Annotated in this window: 17 protein-coding genes; 2 read left to right on the forward strand and 15 right to left on the reverse strand. The window is 67.2% G+C overall.

The genetic code is table 11. The features are described 5' to 3' along the window. Nucleotides 1-11: 11 nt before the first annotated feature. Together ACWG52_RS06740 and ACWG52_RS06745 are read right to left on the reverse strand one after the other, a co-directional pair. Nucleotides 12-662, reverse strand: a complete 651-nt coding sequence (locus ACWG52_RS06740; RefSeq protein WP_252308817.1) for a hypothetical protein — start codon at nt 660-662, stop codon at nt 12-14. 366 nt (nt 663-1,028) lie between these two features. Then, entirely contained in the window at nt 1,029-1,895 is an 867-nt protein-coding gene (locus tag ACWG52_RS06745) for an alpha/beta fold hydrolase (RefSeq protein ID WP_252308818.1), read from the reverse strand. Nucleotides 1,896-1,979: 84 nt separating this feature from the next. Between ACWG52_RS06745 and ACWG52_RS06750 the strand changes: the two genes are divergently transcribed. Continuing rightward, on the forward strand, nt 1,980-2,591 hold the full coding sequence (locus ACWG52_RS06750) for a TetR/AcrR family transcriptional regulator (RefSeq protein ID WP_252308819.1): 612 nt from the start codon (nt 1,980-1,982) through the stop codon (nt 2,589-2,591). Nucleotides 2,592-3,029: 438 nt separating this feature from the next. Here ACWG52_RS06750 and ACWG52_RS06755 read toward each other — a convergent pair whose 3' ends face one another. From ACWG52_RS06755 to ACWG52_RS06780, 6 genes are all read right to left on the reverse strand, one after another. After that, nucleotides 3,030-3,302 carry a hypothetical protein gene (locus ACWG52_RS06755; RefSeq protein WP_252308820.1) on the reverse strand — a complete coding sequence of 91 codons (273 nt, stop codon included), beginning with the start codon at nt 3,300-3,302 and terminating at the stop codon, nt 3,030-3,032. Between the two features lie 117 nt (nt 3,303-3,419). Next, entirely contained in the window at nt 3,420-4,361 is a 942-nt protein-coding gene (locus ACWG52_RS06760; RefSeq protein WP_252308821.1) for an endonuclease/exonuclease/phosphatase family protein, read from the reverse strand. 840 nt (nt 4,362-5,201) lie between these two features. Then, nucleotides 5,202-5,705: a hypothetical protein gene (locus tag ACWG52_RS06765; protein WP_252308822.1), complete on the reverse strand. Its 504-nt coding sequence runs from the start codon at nt 5,703-5,705 to the stop codon at nt 5,202-5,204. A gap of 625 nt (nt 5,706-6,330) precedes the next feature. After that, nucleotides 6,331-6,888 carry a 2'-5' RNA ligase family protein gene (locus ACWG52_RS06770; protein WP_252308823.1) on the reverse strand — a complete coding sequence of 186 codons (558 nt, stop codon included), beginning with the start codon at nt 6,886-6,888 and terminating at the stop codon, nt 6,331-6,333. A gap of 206 nt (nt 6,889-7,094) precedes the next feature. Next, nucleotides 7,095-7,526 carry a GNAT family N-acetyltransferase gene (locus ACWG52_RS06775; RefSeq protein ID WP_252308824.1) on the reverse strand — a complete coding sequence of 144 codons (432 nt, stop codon included), beginning with the start codon at nt 7,524-7,526 and terminating at the stop codon, nt 7,095-7,097. A 726-nt stretch (nt 7,527-8,252) separates the two neighbouring features. Beyond that, nucleotides 8,253-9,116, reverse strand: coding sequence for a PhzF family phenazine biosynthesis protein (locus ACWG52_RS06780; protein ID WP_453128169.1), 864 nt, complete (start codon nt 9,114-9,116; stop codon nt 8,253-8,255). A 72-nt stretch (nt 9,117-9,188) separates the two neighbouring features. Here ACWG52_RS06780 and ACWG52_RS06785 point away from each other — a divergent pair, with 72 nt between their 5' ends. Beyond that, nucleotides 9,189-10,031, forward strand: a complete 843-nt coding sequence (locus ACWG52_RS06785; RefSeq protein ID WP_252308826.1) for a LysR family transcriptional regulator — start codon at nt 9,189-9,191, stop codon at nt 10,029-10,031. Nucleotides 10,032-10,060: 29 nt separating this feature from the next. On the opposite strand, the gene ACWG52_RS06790 is transcribed toward ACWG52_RS06785, so the two are convergent. From ACWG52_RS06790 to paaA, 7 genes are all read right to left on the reverse strand, one after another. Then, on the reverse strand, nt 10,061-10,966 hold the full coding sequence (locus ACWG52_RS06790) for a LysR substrate-binding domain-containing protein (protein ID WP_030830728.1): 906 nt from the start codon (nt 10,964-10,966) through the stop codon (nt 10,061-10,063). Nucleotides 10,967-11,303: 337 nt separating this feature from the next. Further along, nucleotides 11,304-12,767: an amino acid permease gene (locus ACWG52_RS06795; protein ID WP_252308827.1), complete on the reverse strand. Its 1,464-nt coding sequence runs from the start codon at nt 12,765-12,767 to the stop codon at nt 11,304-11,306. A gap of 297 nt (nt 12,768-13,064) precedes the next feature. Next, entirely contained in the window at nt 13,065-14,201 is a 1,137-nt protein-coding gene (paaE, locus tag ACWG52_RS06800) for a 1,2-phenylacetyl-CoA epoxidase subunit PaaE (protein WP_252308828.1), read from the reverse strand. Further along, entirely contained in the window at nt 14,201-14,737 is a 537-nt protein-coding gene (gene paaD, locus ACWG52_RS06805; RefSeq protein WP_314245591.1) for a 1,2-phenylacetyl-CoA epoxidase subunit PaaD, read from the reverse strand. The genes paaE and paaD overlap by 1 nt, the downstream gene beginning before the upstream one ends. After that, nucleotides 14,731-15,597 carry a 1,2-phenylacetyl-CoA epoxidase subunit PaaC gene (gene paaC, locus ACWG52_RS06810; RefSeq protein ID WP_252308830.1) on the reverse strand — a complete coding sequence of 289 codons (867 nt, stop codon included), beginning with the start codon at nt 15,595-15,597 and terminating at the stop codon, nt 14,731-14,733. The genes paaD and paaC overlap by 7 nt, the downstream gene beginning before the upstream one ends. 12 nt (nt 15,598-15,609) lie before the next feature. Further along, nucleotides 15,610-15,936, reverse strand: coding sequence for a 1,2-phenylacetyl-CoA epoxidase subunit PaaB (gene paaB / locus ACWG52_RS06815; RefSeq protein WP_252308831.1), 327 nt, complete (start codon nt 15,934-15,936; stop codon nt 15,610-15,612). Next, complete coding sequence (gene paaA, locus ACWG52_RS06820) at nt 15,933-16,907, reverse strand: 1,2-phenylacetyl-CoA epoxidase subunit PaaA (protein ID WP_030830738.1); 975 nt, start codon at nt 16,905-16,907, stop codon at nt 15,933-15,935. Before paaA ends, paaB begins: the two co-directional genes overlap by 4 nt. Nucleotides 16,908-16,936: the final 29 nt, after the last annotated feature.

Here is a 16,936-nt window from a genome sequence, read left to right on the forward strand (position 1 = left end):
GCCGGGGCCGCTCATCGATGGTCGAGGCCCCATCGGTTTGAGGTGGCGGAGGGGGCGGTCGTGGCACTTTCCGCCGCCCCGGTGTCCGCCTCACACCGCTCCCGGTCCGGCGGCGAAATCAGCCGGTGAGCAGCGAGCCGGTCGGTCCGGAACGTCACCTCCGGTACCCCGTCGCCGCCTAGGCGGTCGATTCCTTCGGGCAGTTCATCGGCGGTCAGGGGGGTGCCGGCGTAGACGGCCATGAGGACGCCGGTGCATGCGTCGCGTTCCGCAGCGGATAGGCCCGGCGGGAGCCCGAAGAGCCGCTTCTCGCTTCCATCCGTGCCCAGTTGCACGCGAAGAGCCGGACTCAGTTCGTTGCCCGACGCCGTGGCGGTGAGCCGCCAGAACTGGACCTGTACGGTGACTGGTGCGCACAGCGGCCGGCCGTCGGCCGTGCCCCGCGGGCGGACCTCGACGACTGCCTCCTCGCCGGACGCGTCCTCATCGAATGACACGGCGGAGCGCAGCCACTGCGCCTGTTGCTGCGCTGACCAGCCTCCGTCGTCCCGGCAGCCGCTGGCTTCCACGCCGTCGGCCCTTCCCGCACAGCCGGTCGCCAGCAGTGCGGCAGCCGCCGCCAGCGACGTCAGCGAGGCGAGTGCGATGGGCGTTCTGGACATTGTTTCCCTCGATCGGAGTGGGCGCGGCCGGACGCCTAGACGGGCGGGCGGGAAGCAGTCTCGCCCGCCAGCCGGGGTGGCGGGGGCGTCGGGACGGGCATGTCGCCGTTCTGTGATCGCCAGACGTAGGCGGGTGTTCACGGGCCGTCGCGCAGTCCGTCTCGCCGAGAGGGGCGCCGTCTGGCCCAGCTCTGCAGTGTCAGCTGCTCAGCTTCCGACAGCACCAGTGGTGGCAGCCTGTTATCGCCCATGCCATGAGGACACCGGACCCACATGATCTGAAACAGAACACGGCTCATGGGGCGAGCCCACACCTCAAAACCCGGTCACTAGGGCGCGTCACGGGCAGTGGGTCCTGGACCAGGATCAGGCGGGAGTGGCGTCCGCCGGTGTGGCGCCGGTGGGGGTGTTGCGGATGAACTCGCTGATGAGCAGGGCTGTCAGATCGGGTTGGTCGCGCATCACCCAGGTGCGGCTGTCGGGAATGGTCTCCAGCTGGGCGCCGGGCACGATCGCGGCCAGTCGCTCGCCGTGCGCGTAGGGGAAGAGCCGGTCCTCGCGGGCGAAGGCCAGCAGGGTGGGCCGGTCGAAGGAGGCGAGCCGCCTTACCGGTTCGAGCAGGGCCGTGGGGACGATCCCACGGGTGACCTTGACGCAGTCGCGCCGGACGCCGGGGTCGGCGAAGAAGGCCCCCAGCCAGTCGTCGATCAGATCGTGGGGCAGTGCGCCCCTGGTCAGCAGGCCGAACCCGAAGGGCATGCGACGAACGGCACGCAGCCGCAGGGCCTGGAAAACCAGGGTGAGCAGACCGGGCACCCTGGAGGCGGGGACAAGTGATCTGAACCAGGGTGACGGGCAGTTGTCGAAGCACTCGCCGTTGGTGAGGACGAGACGCCCGATCCGCTCGGGATGACGGGCGGCGACGAGCTGGGCGACGGCGGTGCCGAGATCGTTGCCGACCAGGGTCACCCGGGGCAGATCGAGCGCGACGATCAAATCCGCGACCAGCCGGGCGATCCCCGGGAGGCTGAGGTCCGTGCCGGGGTTCATCGGGGTGCGGTGGGCACCGAGGGGCAGGTCGGGGGTGATGCACCGGAAGTCTGGGGCGAGCCGGGCGACGACCGGTTCCCAGAGCCTGCTGTCCATGAGGTACCCGTGCAGAAGCAGCACAGGCTCGCCTTCTCCGGTGTCCCGGTAGTGGACGGTTCCCTGGTCAAGCGTGAGCTGTGGCATGGCGGGCACCCTTCGGGGCAAATTACGTACAGACTGTATGCATGTAGAGTGGCATACAGGCTGTACGGAACTCAAGGGGGCAGGATGGAATCGACCGGCACCAAGCACACCCAGCGTTCCCGGGCGACCCGGGCGGCTCTCATCGCCGCCGCCCGGTCGCTGTTCGGCGAGCGCGGCTACGCGGGGGTGGGGACCGAGGAGATCGTCCGGGCCGCCGGGGTGACCCGGGGGGCGCTCTACCACCAATTCCGGGACAAGAACGATCTGTTCGACGCCACGGTGCAGACGGTCGAGGCGGAGCTGACCGAGCGGATCGCCGGGCAGGTCATGACGACCGCCACGGATCCGGTGCAGGCGCTTAAGGCGGGGGCGCGCGCGTTTCTCGACGCCTTCGCCGAGCCGGACGTGGAACGCGTTCTGCTGCTGGACGCCCCAGGGGTGCTGGGCTGGCGGCGGTGGCGGGAGATCGGCCAGGAGCACGGCCTCGGAGTGATCACGGCGGCCCTGGAGGCGGCGATGGCGGCCGGGGCGCTGGCCCCCCGGCCCGTACCGCCGCTGGCCCACATCCTTCTCGGCGCGCTGGACGAGGCGGCGCTGATGGTCGCGCACGCGGACGATCCCGGGGCCACCCGCACGGAGATGACGGAGGCACTGGAGCACCTGGTGGACGGGCTGCTGGTGCGGAACGGGAACTGAGCGGGTGCCGTCCGCCGATCCTGTGCGCGGTTGCCCGATCCACCAGGTACCAGGCGACCTCGCGTTTCTCCGGCGGGCCGTACACCTTCGCCGTCGCACTGTAAGGACAAGGGCGTCCCCGTCCCGGACATCGCGAAGAAGCTCACCATCAAGTGGGAAGAACGCAGGCAAGTCCCCATCCGTCGCATCCCTCTACCGAGCACTCGCAGAAGCTGAACATGCCGTCGCAGACCACGGCCTGCCGCTTCGGCCCAAGCCCGTCCGCATCCGCCGCCCCGGGGAGCCGCTTACCCCCGAAGAGATCGACCTCCGCGACCGGCTCCAGGCCCAGCCCCACCCAAACGCCGGAGCCACTCCCCTTGGATGACCTGGCGACCGGCGACCCCGGCGAACGCCTTCCAGCCGGGGTCCTGCTCTCGCAAGATCAAGTGCTTAGCGTTAATGGCTGTTCTGATGGTCCCCTTGGCCGATCTCCGTCTCCAGCGCCCGCCACATCGCGCCCGCATCCAGATCCGCGCCGCTCTCGGCAACCAGGTCCTGCTGCTCGCTCCACAGCCGGAACACCCCATCGAGCATCCGTGACGCCTTCGCCACTCGGCCCCGGGCCGCCACCCGGTCCCGGTCCGGCGCGCGGCGCGCGGCGCTGATCAGCCTCACCTGCATCAGCAGCACGAACAGAGCCAGCGCGTCGTCGGTCTCCGCGGCCTCCATGTGCCGGCTTTGGGGCTTACGTCGGCGATACCCGTGGACGTGATCTTGCGGGCATGGTGCCGAGCGCGGCCGGCCCACGGCAGGCGCCGGTCCCGGTTTGGTCGTAAGGTGGGCGCTTCAGTCGTCGATCGTTTCGGATGCAGCTGGCGCGGCTTGCCTCCGGGGCCGGTAGGTGAGGGCGTCGGTCAGGCGGTCGGCGTCAAGGGTCAGACGGACGATGTGGTGGTCTGATATACCCGGTTCGACCTCGATCACGTCGACATCCCTCACCGCTCCGAGTAGGGCGGGCGTGGCGTAGATCCTGTCGATCCGCGTGTCCGGGCCGTGCGTCGGACTGGCGTTCATCGTGCGGGACGCGGCTGCCTTGTCGCCATCGCGGGTGTTCGCCCAATAGCGGGCCACGTCCTCCAGGCCGGCGGTGCGCAGAGCCTCGTCAGGGCAGGTGTCCAACAGCCGCTGCCCATCGGGGCCGATGTGGGAGCGGTGGAGCCGGTGCGGCCGGTCGGCGATCTGTTCCAAATCCGGCAGGGGGAGGTCCCCTTCCAGACCGGGCACCGGGTAGGAGTTGTTGTCACCGCCCATGAGGGCGGGCATCAGCATCCGCTCGCCGTCCGGCATCGTCCACTTGCGGTCGGCCCACTTCGTCAGCCGCTCCACCTCGGCCTGGCGGGTTGTGGCAGAGGCGTGGTTCAGGTGATAAGAAGCCACAACAAGGGGCAGGGACTGGCTGCCGCCTGGTGTGAAGCGGAAGACCGCAACCGTGGGTGGATGAACCCAAACAGGGCCGACGTCCTCACACTCCCTCAGCGGCTGGAACAGCGTCGGGTTCGCGAAGACGGCCGTGCAGGCTCGGGGGCCGAGAAAGCCGCGCAAGCCAAGGACAGCCTCAACCTCGTACATGATCCGGTTGCCGTCCGCCGCAGCACCATCCATCTCTTGGCGGAGGACGAGGTGAGGGTCGAGGGATGCCAGCAGCTCGTGGGCACGCCGCCGCTTGGTGGTGTCACCAGCACCGTTGCGTTTGAGGTTCCAGCACAGGACTGTCACATGCTGGCTCATGCGTTCACCTCTGAAGAGAGAAGAGAGTCGTCTTCGCGTCGCCCGTAGCCTCATCCCCGAATTGGACGATTTGGGCACCGTCAACAACCATCAGATGTCGTTCTGCCCAGGTCGGCCCTGCGGTTCCTGTACGACCTGCTGGTCGTGTGACAACGCCAGCGGGGGACGCTCTGGCGCCGACATCCAGCGAGCCGACAAGTTGATCGACTCGGAGCTACTGTGCCGATCGGCCAGCACCTTTTCTAGCGCAAGTTTCCGATCATTCATCGTCGAGAGAATCGAACGTTAGCCTCAAGTCAGGATCAGGCGCTGACGGTTGCCGTGAGCGGCCCGTCGCCACCGTCACGTTACTCACGTTGATCCACGGCTTCGAAGAGTTCCACGGGTGCCACGGAGGTGGGCGCGACGCGGGTTGTCACCCGGTGACGCCACCGATCGTGAGGAGTGGGTCCGCCACCTTGTCGCCCTTCAACCAGCTCGGCCGCGCCCGGCCTCCAGCACCATGCGGCAGCCCGCCGTGCCCACCCGCCCGCTGTGGGAAGGACAGCCCTTACGTGGTGGCCCCCAACCTGCGAAAGGAAAGCTCCCGATCGTGGCGAGGCTTGATCTGCAGCGCGAACGCGGCCGGCCCGGCGTTCCTGGCGCTTCAGCCGTGACCACCTCCAGCCCCTTGACGATCGCGACGGGGCACCCCGCGGGGAAGCAGCCGATGCCCGAGCGCGCCGGATCGTCAATGCACGCTGCCACGGTGAGAGCCAGCTTCGGCCCTGGCCTGCGGGCTGGTGTATCCCGTTGACGCGGCTGCTGTGATACCTCGGTGGTGGGCAGTCGAGAGGCAGGTCATTCGGGATAACGTGTCGACGTACCGCAGATGTTCAGGTACAAGTCGAGGAGTTTGACCGTGGCGAAGGCTGTGGCCCCGATGCGCAGAGCGTTGACCCCGAACCAGGCCCAGGCAAGTGTGTCGACGCGCGCCGGGTCGTTGATCGGAGGCCCGAAATACAGCGTGCCGTTGATTTGCGTGACGGCGACGAAGGTGAGCGCGGCCATAGCGAGATGGCCGCAGGTGGCGAGTCGCAGGCGAGTCTGGTTCGCGGGCGACAGCCCGCCCCGCTTCAGCCAGAGAAAGGCCAGCGAGCCCAGTACCGGGACAGCCACGATCGCATAGTAGAAGACCGGGTTGGTGACCGAATGATACGGGTCCCACAAAGACTGGGCTTCCACAGCATGTGCGCCCATCATCATGTTCGGGACATCGACGATCTCCTCATAGAGGAAACCGAAGAAGAACCACGCGTGGCACAGAACCGCTGTGCCCGCAGCGGGGCCTATACGGGCATGCAAGGGGGTCGCCTCCTGGATGGAAGAAGAGAGCCGACCTCCATCAAATAGTCAAACTCTTTACATATCAACTCGCTTGAAGACTCACGCGTAGGGAGGGGGGGGTCGACCTCCCTCGCCTGCTGACGGGGGAAATGACCGACCCCAGCAAGGCGATCGACTTGATAGGCAGCGCTGCAGCAAGCCGGATCAGTATCAACCAGATACACCTAATTTTGCTTGGAACGCTGGGGGCATCAGGGACTCATGAGCACGAGTCAGGTCGTCGGCCCCGTGCTGACGACTGCCGCCATCAGTGCTAAAGCCATCCCGGATGGAGGCTCGGGGGTATGCGCGTCGTGAAATGGATCCAACGACAGACGCAGGGTGCTGCTGCCCGGCGTCTCGGTGCTGGCCAGGCAGGTGTCGGAGGCCCGCACGGGGCCGAGTGGCGTCTGTACGAGGCGGTAGCCCGCCGCGCGCCGGGCCCATGATGCGCTCGCGCCGGCGCCCGCCCTGCGGCCGCACCTTTGACGGTGGGATCAGCGGCTCCGCGATTCCCACAGCCCGTCCGGAACAATCCAACTCCAAGTACCCCTTCTGGCGGATTGCGACCTTCGGTACGGCAACCTCACCAGCCGCGACGACCTCATCGACATGATTCACCTCGACCGAGCAGGGGAAAGGCCGCCTGTTCATGCCAGGACTCGCCGTCGCAAACCAAAAGCTGAACCGCCGAAACGCGGGCGGTGACCGGCAGACGGCCGGTGAGGGCGGCCTCGGCCTCGTCGAATACGCTCCGCTCCTGACCATGGGCCACCGTCAGGTGCGGGACGACCTCGACGAACCGGCCCCCATAGGGCGGGACCTCCGGCCATCGTTCGCAGACGGCTTGAGTAAGAGCCCGCAGCGGACCCCCCGGTGTCGGCACCAGGAAGAGCACGTCGGGGAACCGCCCGAAGCATTCGAACCGGATGTCGAAGGCTCCGTGGGCACCAACGAGTAATTCGAGCGCGCCGAGCACGTCGGCATCGATGCGGCCATGGTCCAGAAATGGATAGAGCACCGTCACGTGCGCCGGAAGCCTGGCTCCGGCCGAGGAGTCGAACCGCCGGCGCCATCCGCCCACGAGCGGCTCGGCTTCGGGCACCTTGACCAACAGCAACGTTTCGCCTGCCTGATACAGGCCCGACTGGTCTTCCGGCATGCCTCTCCCTGATCCCGTCCGGTCTCATAGGACCACACGCCGAAGAGCGTCGCAGCGTGTTGGGACGAGTCGGCGGAGCGGTGTTCCGAATCCGTCGAACCGCAACTACGGCGAGGCGCTTGGCTTCCCCGCGCACCGCATTGCGGCAGCTCGCACCGCCTGCCTTGGTCCGGTCTCGCGTTCCCCGTATCGAGGTGCTTGGGGGCTCACTGCTCCCCTAGAGTCATCCATTTCTCCGGTTTCTCCAGTGATGCGAAGCCCACCTTGGCGTAGACCGCGTGCGCGTCCGCCGTGGCCAGCAGGATTCGACGCAGGCCGTAAGGAGAAAGATGGTCCCGGATCGCAGTGGCCAGAGCGGTTCCCAGGCCCTTGCCACGTGCGTCGCGTGCGATGTAGACGTCACACAACCAGGCGAAGGTGGCCGAGTCAGTGACAACACGGGCATAACCGACCTGGGCGCCTGAGACGCTGTCGTAGACGCCGAAGTTGAGGGAACAGGCGATCGCCATGTCCTGTTTTTCCCTGGATCGACCAACGGCCCAGTAGGAGTCCTGTGACAGCCACTGGTGGATCAGCGCAGGATCGAGGCGGGTGGGGTCTGCGGATATCTCATATCCGGTAGGAAGTTCAGCGTTCATGAGTGTATTGATCCAGTCTGTGCAACTGACCAACCGGCGCGGAATTCGGCATCCGAGTCCGGCCCGTGTTGTCCTGCTCTTATGGACGTCGAATCGGCTTCGGCGGCTAGGAATCTGAGCATGGGTCTTCCTCTGACGAGATGCGGCTTACGTTTGCTGTGCCAGTGCCACTGGCTGGGGGAACTCTCGGCGCGACCGCCTCCTATGGTGGCAGGCCGGCTTGAGCGCTTGGCTGCCGAGGGTGTCGGCCGAGACGCCGAGGGAAACCGTAGCGCTGGGGCGGGCAACCCGGCTCTGTCTCAGCCCCGGGTTCTTGCAGCACGCGTCCACCTCGTCGACCTGAACGCTTGCCTACGCGCTGGTGGAGGCGGAGCGCTTTTGCGAAGCGACAGTCGTCTTCCAAACCTTCGCAGGCGTGGTGACGTCGTGGCCGCGGGCGACATCAGGAGATGCAGTGCAGCGATATACCAAAGCGGCCGAACCTGCCAGACGGCGCTGGGCGGTCTGAATGGGCCGCCAGTTTGAATCCTCAGGTCGAGAAACTGCTCTGCCGGACGCGGCATCCTTTACGTGACATCGCCGACGCTCTACCGGCCGAGCCGTCAGAGAGAAGTCGTGACCGACTCCGCAAAAGGATAGCGTCGAATCTGGCCCGCTCCCCCGGATGGGTTCACCCGACAGCGACCAGACGACGGCTGTCGGACCGGAAGTATTCCAGCAACCCGCTCATGCTGGCAGCTCCTCCAAACGTCCGTTCGCGACGAACGAGACTTCGCCGCCGACCTGTACCGAGCGGACGTCCCCACTCGGGCCCTGCGCGCTGATCGTCATCTGGCTGGGACGGCCAGTGAACCGGCCCTGTGTGAGGACCACCTTTTCCCCGTCGCGGATGCGGCCGTGGCGGCGCAGATAGGCGGCGGCACATCCTGCTCCGCTTCCGGTCGCCACGTCCTCGCCGATCCCGTCGTTGTTCCAGTGCCGTGACTCCAAGGTGTCGGCATCGAGGAGATAGGCGAACTGTGCGCCGAGACTGGAAAGCGGCGTGTCGAGATCGAAAGCGATCCGGGCCCGTTCGAGTGCGCCGCTGCGTACCGGCAGCACCAGGTAGCGCAGACCAGTGGAGACCACCTCGGGCGGGAGATCCGCATCCAGGTCTTCTTCATTCAGCGAAAACCAAGACGCCAGGTCCTTGCGGTCCGGCTGGCCGAGGAAGGAGGGAGCGCCCTGATCCAGCACGCTCGCGTACCGCCCAGGACCACGCCGGTGTGTGGTGATCTCCACCGTGCGGGCTTTCAATTTCATCGTCCACGTCTCACGGTCGCCACTGCCGTGCAGCGCGTGCAGGACGCAGGCGGCTCCGATGACAGGGTGGCCAGCGAAGTCGAGTTCCTCGACGAGGTCGAAGACGCGGGCCCGCCAAGCTCCGTCTCCCGCGTCCTCACCTGTCAGGAAGATCGATTCGAAGTGGCGCATTTCCCGCGTGATGGCCGCCATCTGGCCGCTGCTGAGCTGGGCGGCATCGGGGAAGACAGTGAGGCTGTTGCCGCTGAAGGGCCGAGAGCTGAACACATCGACGTGGAAGTAGTGCATGGGACTGACGCTAATGATTCGCTCCTTCAGATGGAACTACCCAATGAACAGGGGGCCGTATAACGTGCGGTTATGGCCTTCGACCGCGATCTAGAGACGTCGTTGCTGCGGATGTTCGTCAGCTGCGCCCGCCTCGGCAGTATCAGTCGCGCTGCAGCCGCGCTCGGGTACAGCCAGCCGGCCCTCAGCCAGCAGCTGCGGAAGCTCGAACGCTCCGTCGGACAGCCACTGCTGCACCGTACGGCCACCGGAGTGAGCCCGACCAAGGCTGGCGAGGCATTGCTGCCCTATGCCGAGCGGATCCTGGCCCTGTCTGCCCAGGCGCTCACCGCAACAAGGCGAACGGTGACGGGTCATTGCGGTGTGGGACTGATCGAGGACCTCGCCGCTGCACCGTTTCCCCAGGCACTTGCCGATTTTGCCCGCCTTAACCCCGAAGCGACGCTGGAAGTGGTCAGCGCTCCTGGGCCGTACATGAGGGAGGCCTTTTCCTCCGGACGCATCCACATCGCCCTGTGTGATCCGTCCTACCTGCCCGGCCTACCGCGCTGGACGATTCGGTTGCCGCTGAGATGGGCCGTCGGGCCCGGACTGGATCCAGGCGCTGACCCCCTCCCTCTCGTGCTGTTCTCCCTGCCGTGTCGCTGGCGCACGCCGGTGCTCGACGCGCTGGAAGCCAACGGACGTACATGGCGTGTTGTTTTCGAAAGCACCAGCCTGGCCGCCGTGCAAGCCGCCGTCCGGGCCGGCCTCGGCGCTGCGGCTCTACTGCCCGCCTGCGTGGAACCCGGCACCGCCGCGTACGGCGGCCTGCCAGAACTTCCTGACGTCGAACTGGGTCTCATACGGCGGGCAGGCACTGAAGGCGATCCGCTCATCGACGCGGTCGAAGACGTGCTCAGACGTCTGGCCTGACAAGAGCAGGGCCCCCGCGGCTCATGCGGTCACAGCACCAGCTGCTCAGCAGCCTGGAGCAGTGCCTGTCGGGCGGCTTTGATGGTGGGGTGCTGGCCGCCTCCGCGACGCACGGCAGTGAGCAGTCTGCGTCTGTGATGAGCCCGTGGCAGTGGCTGTATGGGGACGGTCGGGGGACGGCCGTGCCATGCCAAACCCGGAAGCAGCGCGGCCGCATGACCCTGTTCGGCTAGCCGCAGATGCAGGAAGTGATCGGTGGACTCGTAACGGATGTCGGGTTCGAAGCCTGCTTCGCGGCACAGTGCCATCGACCAGCGGCGAGCCATGGTTCCTTCGGGCTCCATGATCCACGGCTGTCCTGCCAGGCTGAGGAGAGCCTCCATGGGGTCGGCCATGCCCCCAATGGCCGGATGAGCCAGATGCAGGGTGTCCTCACACAACTCCTCCTGCTCCACCTCCGCGGGCCGGGGACCGGGAATACCGGGGTACTCCACGTCGATGATCAGATCGAAGTCACGCGCTAGCAGAGCAGAAATGGCACTTTCCCGCTCCATCTGAGTGAGATGGACACGCAGCAGCGGATGAGCGGCATGCAACAAGTTCAGTGCGGTGGGGACCAGGGCCAGCGCCGCACTCTGAAAGGAGGCGATGCGGAGTGTTCCGGTCAAATCGGTCAAGGATGTCGCGATGTCGGTCTCTGCGCGTTCCAGCCGCTCCAGGACAGCCTCGGTGTGGGCGACGAGAATCTCCGCCTGTTGGGTGAGGCGTACCCGCCGACCGACGTGTTCCAGTAGCCGGACGCCGACCTCGGATTCCAGCAGCGACAACTGCTGAGAAATGGTCGATGGACTGTAGGACAAGGCAGCGGCAACGGCGGCCAGCGTGCCGCGGTGCTTGAGCTCCCTGAGAAGTCTGAGCCGGTGAAGATCGAACATGACAGCGCCTGAAACAGCTGGCTTTCTCGTGGGAGAGCTTGTGCCGGACGCGCAGAGTGTGATGTCACGCTACGCCTCGCGGTTGACTCGGGCTGACGGCGGCGGATTACAAGGATCAGCGCCTCCGGCTCTAGGGCTGGGTGCCGTATCGAGGGGTGTGCGGTGGCCAGGAATCCCTGGGGCGCGGTCGATCGTAAGGCGACCACCGGGCCATTGAAGAGCGTTACGAGGGCACGTTGAATGCGTCCTGGGCAGGTTGGCGGCACGGCCCGTATCAGGCAGGTGATGTCACGCCACTGATGCGTGGGCGAGCCGCCCCGATGTGTCGCCGTCGAGGTCATGGCCTGGCTTGGGCGTCCTCGGCTGCCCTGCGCATGCCGGCCACCCGGCCGCGCACGCCGAACCACCCGGCGACGAGGGCTCCGACGATCAGCGGAAGACACAGCACGGTGGTGCGTGCGGCCCCGCCGTCGGCATACATCAGCACCAGGACGGAGGCCAGGAAGCCGAGGGTCACGATCTCGGTCCACGGCGAGCCGGGCAGCCGGTAGCCAGGACGCGTCAGCTCGCCCTGCTGCGTCTTCCGCCAGAAGAGCAGGTGGCAGATCATGATCATGCCCCACGTGGCCAGGATGCCGATCGCCGCGAAGTTCAGGACGATCTCGAACGCCTCCGCCGGTACGACGAAGTTGAGGCCGACGCCGAGCACGCAGATACCGGTCGTGAGCAGGATGCCACCGTAGGGAACCTGGCTGCGGCTCATCGCACTCGTGAACCTCGGCGCCGAGCCGGACATCGCCATGGAGCGCAGGATGCGGCCGGTCGAGTAGAGGCCGGAGTTGAGCGAGGACATGGCTGCGGTGAGGACGACGAGGTTCATCACGCCGCCCGCGGCGGGGACACCGATGTTGGACAGCACCGTCACAAAGGGGCTCTCGCCGGCGACGTACTTGTTCCACGGAAGCAGCATGGAGAGCAGGATGACCGAGCCGACGTAGAACAGCGCCACGCGCCACATGATCGAGTTGATCGCCTTGGGCATGATCTTCTCGGGGTTCTCGGTCTCACCCGCGGTAACGCCGACCAGCTCGACTGCGGCGTAGGCGAAGATGACGCCTTGGGTGATCAGGAGCATGGGCAGCAGACCGTTGGGGAAGACGCCTCCGTTGTCGCTGATCACGGACAGACCGGGGTGGTGACCGTCGACGGAGTGTTGGGTCACCAGCAGGAAGATGCCGATACACATGAAGAGGACGAGGGCGCCGACCTTGACGATTGCGAACCAGAACTCCAGCTCGCCGAAGATTCGCACCGATATCAGGTTGACCGCGAGGACGACCGCCAGGGCGATCAGCGCGATCACCCATTGGGGTATGTCGGAGAACATGCCCCAGTAGTGGGTGTAGGTGGCCACCGCGGTGATGTCGGCGATACCGGTCGTGGCCCAGTTCAGGAAGTACATCCAGCCTGCGGTGTAGGCGCCCTTCTCGCCGAGGAACTCCCGGGCGTACGACACGAAGGCGCCGGACGAGGGCCGGTACAGGACGAGTTCGCCGAGCGCGCGGACGACGAGGAAGGCGAAGACGCCGCAAACCGCGTACGCGACGAACAACGACGGGCCGGCCTCGGCGAGGCGGCCGCCGGCACCGAGGAAGAGGCCGGTTCCGATGGCACCGCCGATGGCGATCATGCTGACGTGCCGGGACTTCAACGACTTGCTGTAACCGGCGTCTCCAGCGTCGACATTGGGCCGGGCCGGTCTGGAGGGCGCTCCGGGCTTTACGAGCGGCTGCTCACTCACGCCTTGCTCTCACTTTCCATAAGTTGATGCAGTGCGGTCCGTTACTGCCGGTCCGCTCAAGATCTCGATAGGCGCACGCCGTCGGTCAACGAACGTTGCGGGCGGCCCGAGTTTGCGCGGTCTCCCGCGTCGGGGACCAAGGCGGCAAGCAGGCTTTCACCCGTCATACCGAACATCTGTTCGAAAAGAGCGATTGATTGACCCGGGCTTACTGTGCCGAACGGCATGCGCCTTTTCCAGCGCAGGTTTCCGATCGTTCATCGTCGAGAAAACCGAACGTTGTCGACATGTTCGCGCTCACATGTCGAAGTCCACGGTGAGCTCGTCCGATGCGGGGCGGGTCTGGCAGGTCAAGACGTATCCCGCGGCCACCTCCGCGGGCTCCAGGGCGTAGTTGCGGCGCATGTCCCCCCGGCCCTGGGTCACCAGGGCGCGGCACGTCCCGCAGACGCCGCCTCTGCAGGCGAACGGCAGGTCGGGGCGGAGCTGTTGGGCAGCGTCGAGGACGGTCCGGTCCCGGGGGGCCGGGAACGTGGTGACCCTGCCATCCAGGACGACGGTGACTTCGCTCGTGGCGAGACCGATCGCCGAGACCTCGTGGCGGGCGGCGGGCGGCTCTTCATCGGCGTGGAACAGTTCCTGGTGGATTCGGTCAGCCGGGACGCCGAGCCCGGCCAGGATGGCGCTGGAGTCACGGACCATGCCGTGCGGACCGCACAGCCACCATTGGTCGACGCCGTCGGTGTCGACCAGGGCATCGAGCAGGGCGGTGAGCCGCGCCGCATCGAGGCGGCCGGAGAGCATTTCGGCCCCGCGCGGCTCGCGGGACAACACGTGAACAAGCTGGAAGCGGGCCGGGTACTGGTCTTTCAGATCTGCCAGTTCGTCCGCGAACATCACCGAATCGGTGCGCCGGTTGCCGTAGAGGAGGGTGATGCGGGACGAGTCGTCGGCGGCGAGTACGGAGGCGGCGATCGACAGCATCGGTGTGATGCCGGACCCGGCAGCGATCAGCACGAAGTGGCCGAGGCCACCGGGTTGACCGGAATCACCGGGTTGACCGGCTGCGCTGAGGTCGGGGGTGAAAGCACCGGCCGGCCCCATCACCTCAAGGGTGTCTCCTGGGCGCACACCGTGGACGAGCCAGGAAGAGAACAGGCCGCCGGGTACGACGCGGATGCCAATACGCAGAGGTTCCCCGACGGGGGAGCAGATGGAGTAGGAGCGGCGCTCGTCGCGGCCGTCGATCTCCCGGCGCACGGTGAGGCACTGGCCGGGGAGAAACGCGAATTCCTCGGCCAGACGGTCCGGTATCGCGAGGGTGAGCGCGGTGGCGTCGGAGCACAGCCCCTCAACCGCTGCGACGCGCAGGGCGTGGAAGGTGGGACGCAGACGGGTCCGCGCCGTGACGGGGGGACGGGAGGGGGTCGTCATCAAAGGTCCTTGAGGTGCTCGAAGGGCTCCAGGCAGGTGCCGCAGCGGCGGAGCGCCAAGCAGGCGGTTGCGGCGAACCGTGAGATCTCCTCGGTATCGACCGAGGCGCAGCGCGGGCAGGGCACATCCGCCGGGGCCGGCCCGAGGGACAGCCACACCGGCCCGGATTCGCTGAGGCGCCGAGGCCCCGGTGGTGCGATGCCGTGTTCGGCGAGCTTGAGACGGCCCTGGGATGTGATCCAGTCGGTAGTCCAGGGCGGGTCGAGCACGGTGACGACCCGAACGGCGGGAAAGCCGTCCGCCTGCAGCCGGGTGGCGGCTTCAGCCCGCATCTCGGCCACGGCGGGACAGCCTGAGTAGGTCGGGGTGAGCCGCACGACGACCGTACCGTCCTGCTCCACCTCGACACCGCGGAGCACTCCGAGGTCGGCGAGGGTAAGCATGGGCAGTTCAGGATCGGGGATCTCGCAGGCGGTACGCCAGGCGCGGTGCGCCGCATCTCGGCGGTGCTCGCCGGCATCCGCGAGCGTCACCATTGCGCCTGCGGGTGTGCGCGGGCGATGCTCTGGAGTTCGGTGAGGAGCGGCGCCAGGTGTTCGGTACGGTCACCGTCGCGGCCGGAGCCGGGTATGGCGGGGGCGGACGCCGGGCCGAGAGGCAGGACCTCGGAGGGGTCGAATCCCGCTCGCACCAGGACGTCGGCGAGATGCCGCAGCGTCCGGTCGGCGACCACTGCGGACTCGGCGCCCAGACCGGCTGCGGTCCGGTCGGTCAGTGGTTCTCCCAGCCAGGGCGCGACGTCGAACAGCGCCGTTCTGAGACGGTCACGGGACTCGGGAGTCCCGTCGCCCAAGCGCACGGTCCACACCGCGGCGTAGTGGCAATGGTAGGAGAGCTCCTTCACGCTCTTGGCGGCGATGGCGGCGAGCACCGGATCAGGAGCGCTGGTGAGCTCCTCGAAGACGGCCAGCCGCCAGACCGACATGACGAGCAGCCGTGTGATCGTGAAGGCGAAGTCGCCGCCGGGCAGTTCGGCCAGCCGTAGGTTGCGGAAGCCGTCTGGATCACGGAAGTAGGCGTACGCGTCCTCGCCGCGGCCCGTACCGTCGGCCCGTCCCGTCCTGGCATACAGCAGCCGGGCCTGGCCGAGCAGGTCGAGGCCGATGTTGGCCAGGGCGAGTTCCTCCTCCAGTTCCGGGGCGCGTGTGCACCACTCGGCGAGCCGCTGGGCGGACACCAGGGCGTCGTCGCCCAGGGCCAGACAGCAGGCGGCAAGGTCTCCGGCGTCGATGCCGTCCGGCACCCTCTGGTCGATGCCGTGCAGGGGGTCGGTGAATCCGGTGCCGAACGCCCACTGCGCGTTGTCGTGGTCGACGTACAGATCCTCGTGACTCATTGGCGGCCGCTCCTAGATGTGGGGTACGTCGTCGGGGATGTCGTAGAAGGTCGGGTGCCGGTAGACCTTGTCGCCGCTGGGCGCGAAGAAGGGATCCTTCTCGGCGAGGGTGGAGGCGGCGATGGAGTCGGATCGCACGGCCCAGACACTCACGCCCTCGTTGCGCCGGGTGTACAGGTCGCGGGCGTGGACAAGGGCCATCGTGTCGTCGGGCGCGCGCAGGGAGCCCACGTGGACATGGTTCAGTCCACGCTTGCCCCGGACGAACACCTCGTACAGCGGCCACTCGTCCCGTATGCGGACGGGTCCGCCGGCGGAAGTCCGGTCGGTGCCGCTCATGCCGCCGCTCCTTCACGCACCCGGGTCGCCCGCTTGGAGGCATGGGCCGAGGCCGCCTCCCGCACCCAGGCGCCCTCCTCGTGGGCGGCCCGGCGCCGTGCAATCCGTTCGGCGTTGCACGGTCCGTCGCCGGAGACCACGCGCTTCAGCTCGTCCCAGTCGGGGGCGCCGAAGTCGTGGTGCCCGCGCTCCTCGTTCCACCGCAGGCCGGGGTCGGGCAGGGTGACGCCGAGCTTCTGGGCCTGCGGCACGGTCATGTCGACGAACCGCTGTCGCAGTTCGTCGTTGGAGTGCCGTTTGATCTTCCAGGCCATGGATCGCGCGGAGTTGGGCGAGTCGGCGTCCGGCGGGCCGAACATCATCAGCGACGGCCACCACCAGCGGTTCACCGCGTCCTGCACCATCTCCCGCTGCTCGTCGGTGCCGCGCATCATCGTCAGCAGGAGTTCGTACCCCTGCCGCTGGTGGAAGGACTCCTCCTTGCACACACGGACCATGGCGCGCCCGTACGGGCCGTACGACGTCCGGCACAGGGGCACCTGGTTGCAGATCGCCGCGCCGTCCACGAACCAGCCGATCACGCCGACGTCGGCGAAGGTCTCGGTCGGGTAGTTGAAGATGGACGAGTACTTCTGGCGGCCGTCGATCAGACGCGCCGTCATGTCCGTGCGGTCCGCCCCGAGGGTCTCAGCCGCGGAGTAGAGGTACAGCCCGTGCCCGGCCTCGTCCTGCACCTTGGCGAAGAGGATGGCCTTGCGGCGCAGCGAGGGTGCCCGGGTGATCCACTCGCCCTCCGGCTGCATACCGATGATCTCGGAGTGGGCATGCTGGGCGATCTGCCTGATCAGCGTGGTGCGGTAGCCGTCGGGCATCCAGTCCCGGGGCTCGATGCGCTGGTCGCGGGCGATGGTGTCCTCGAAGGTGGCCTCGGGGCCCTGGGGCCCGGATGGTGTGACGGTGGGGGTGTTCATGGGGTATGCGTGTCCCGTCGTACTCGATG

Source organism: Streptomyces sp. CLCI03, assembly GCF_053615355.1.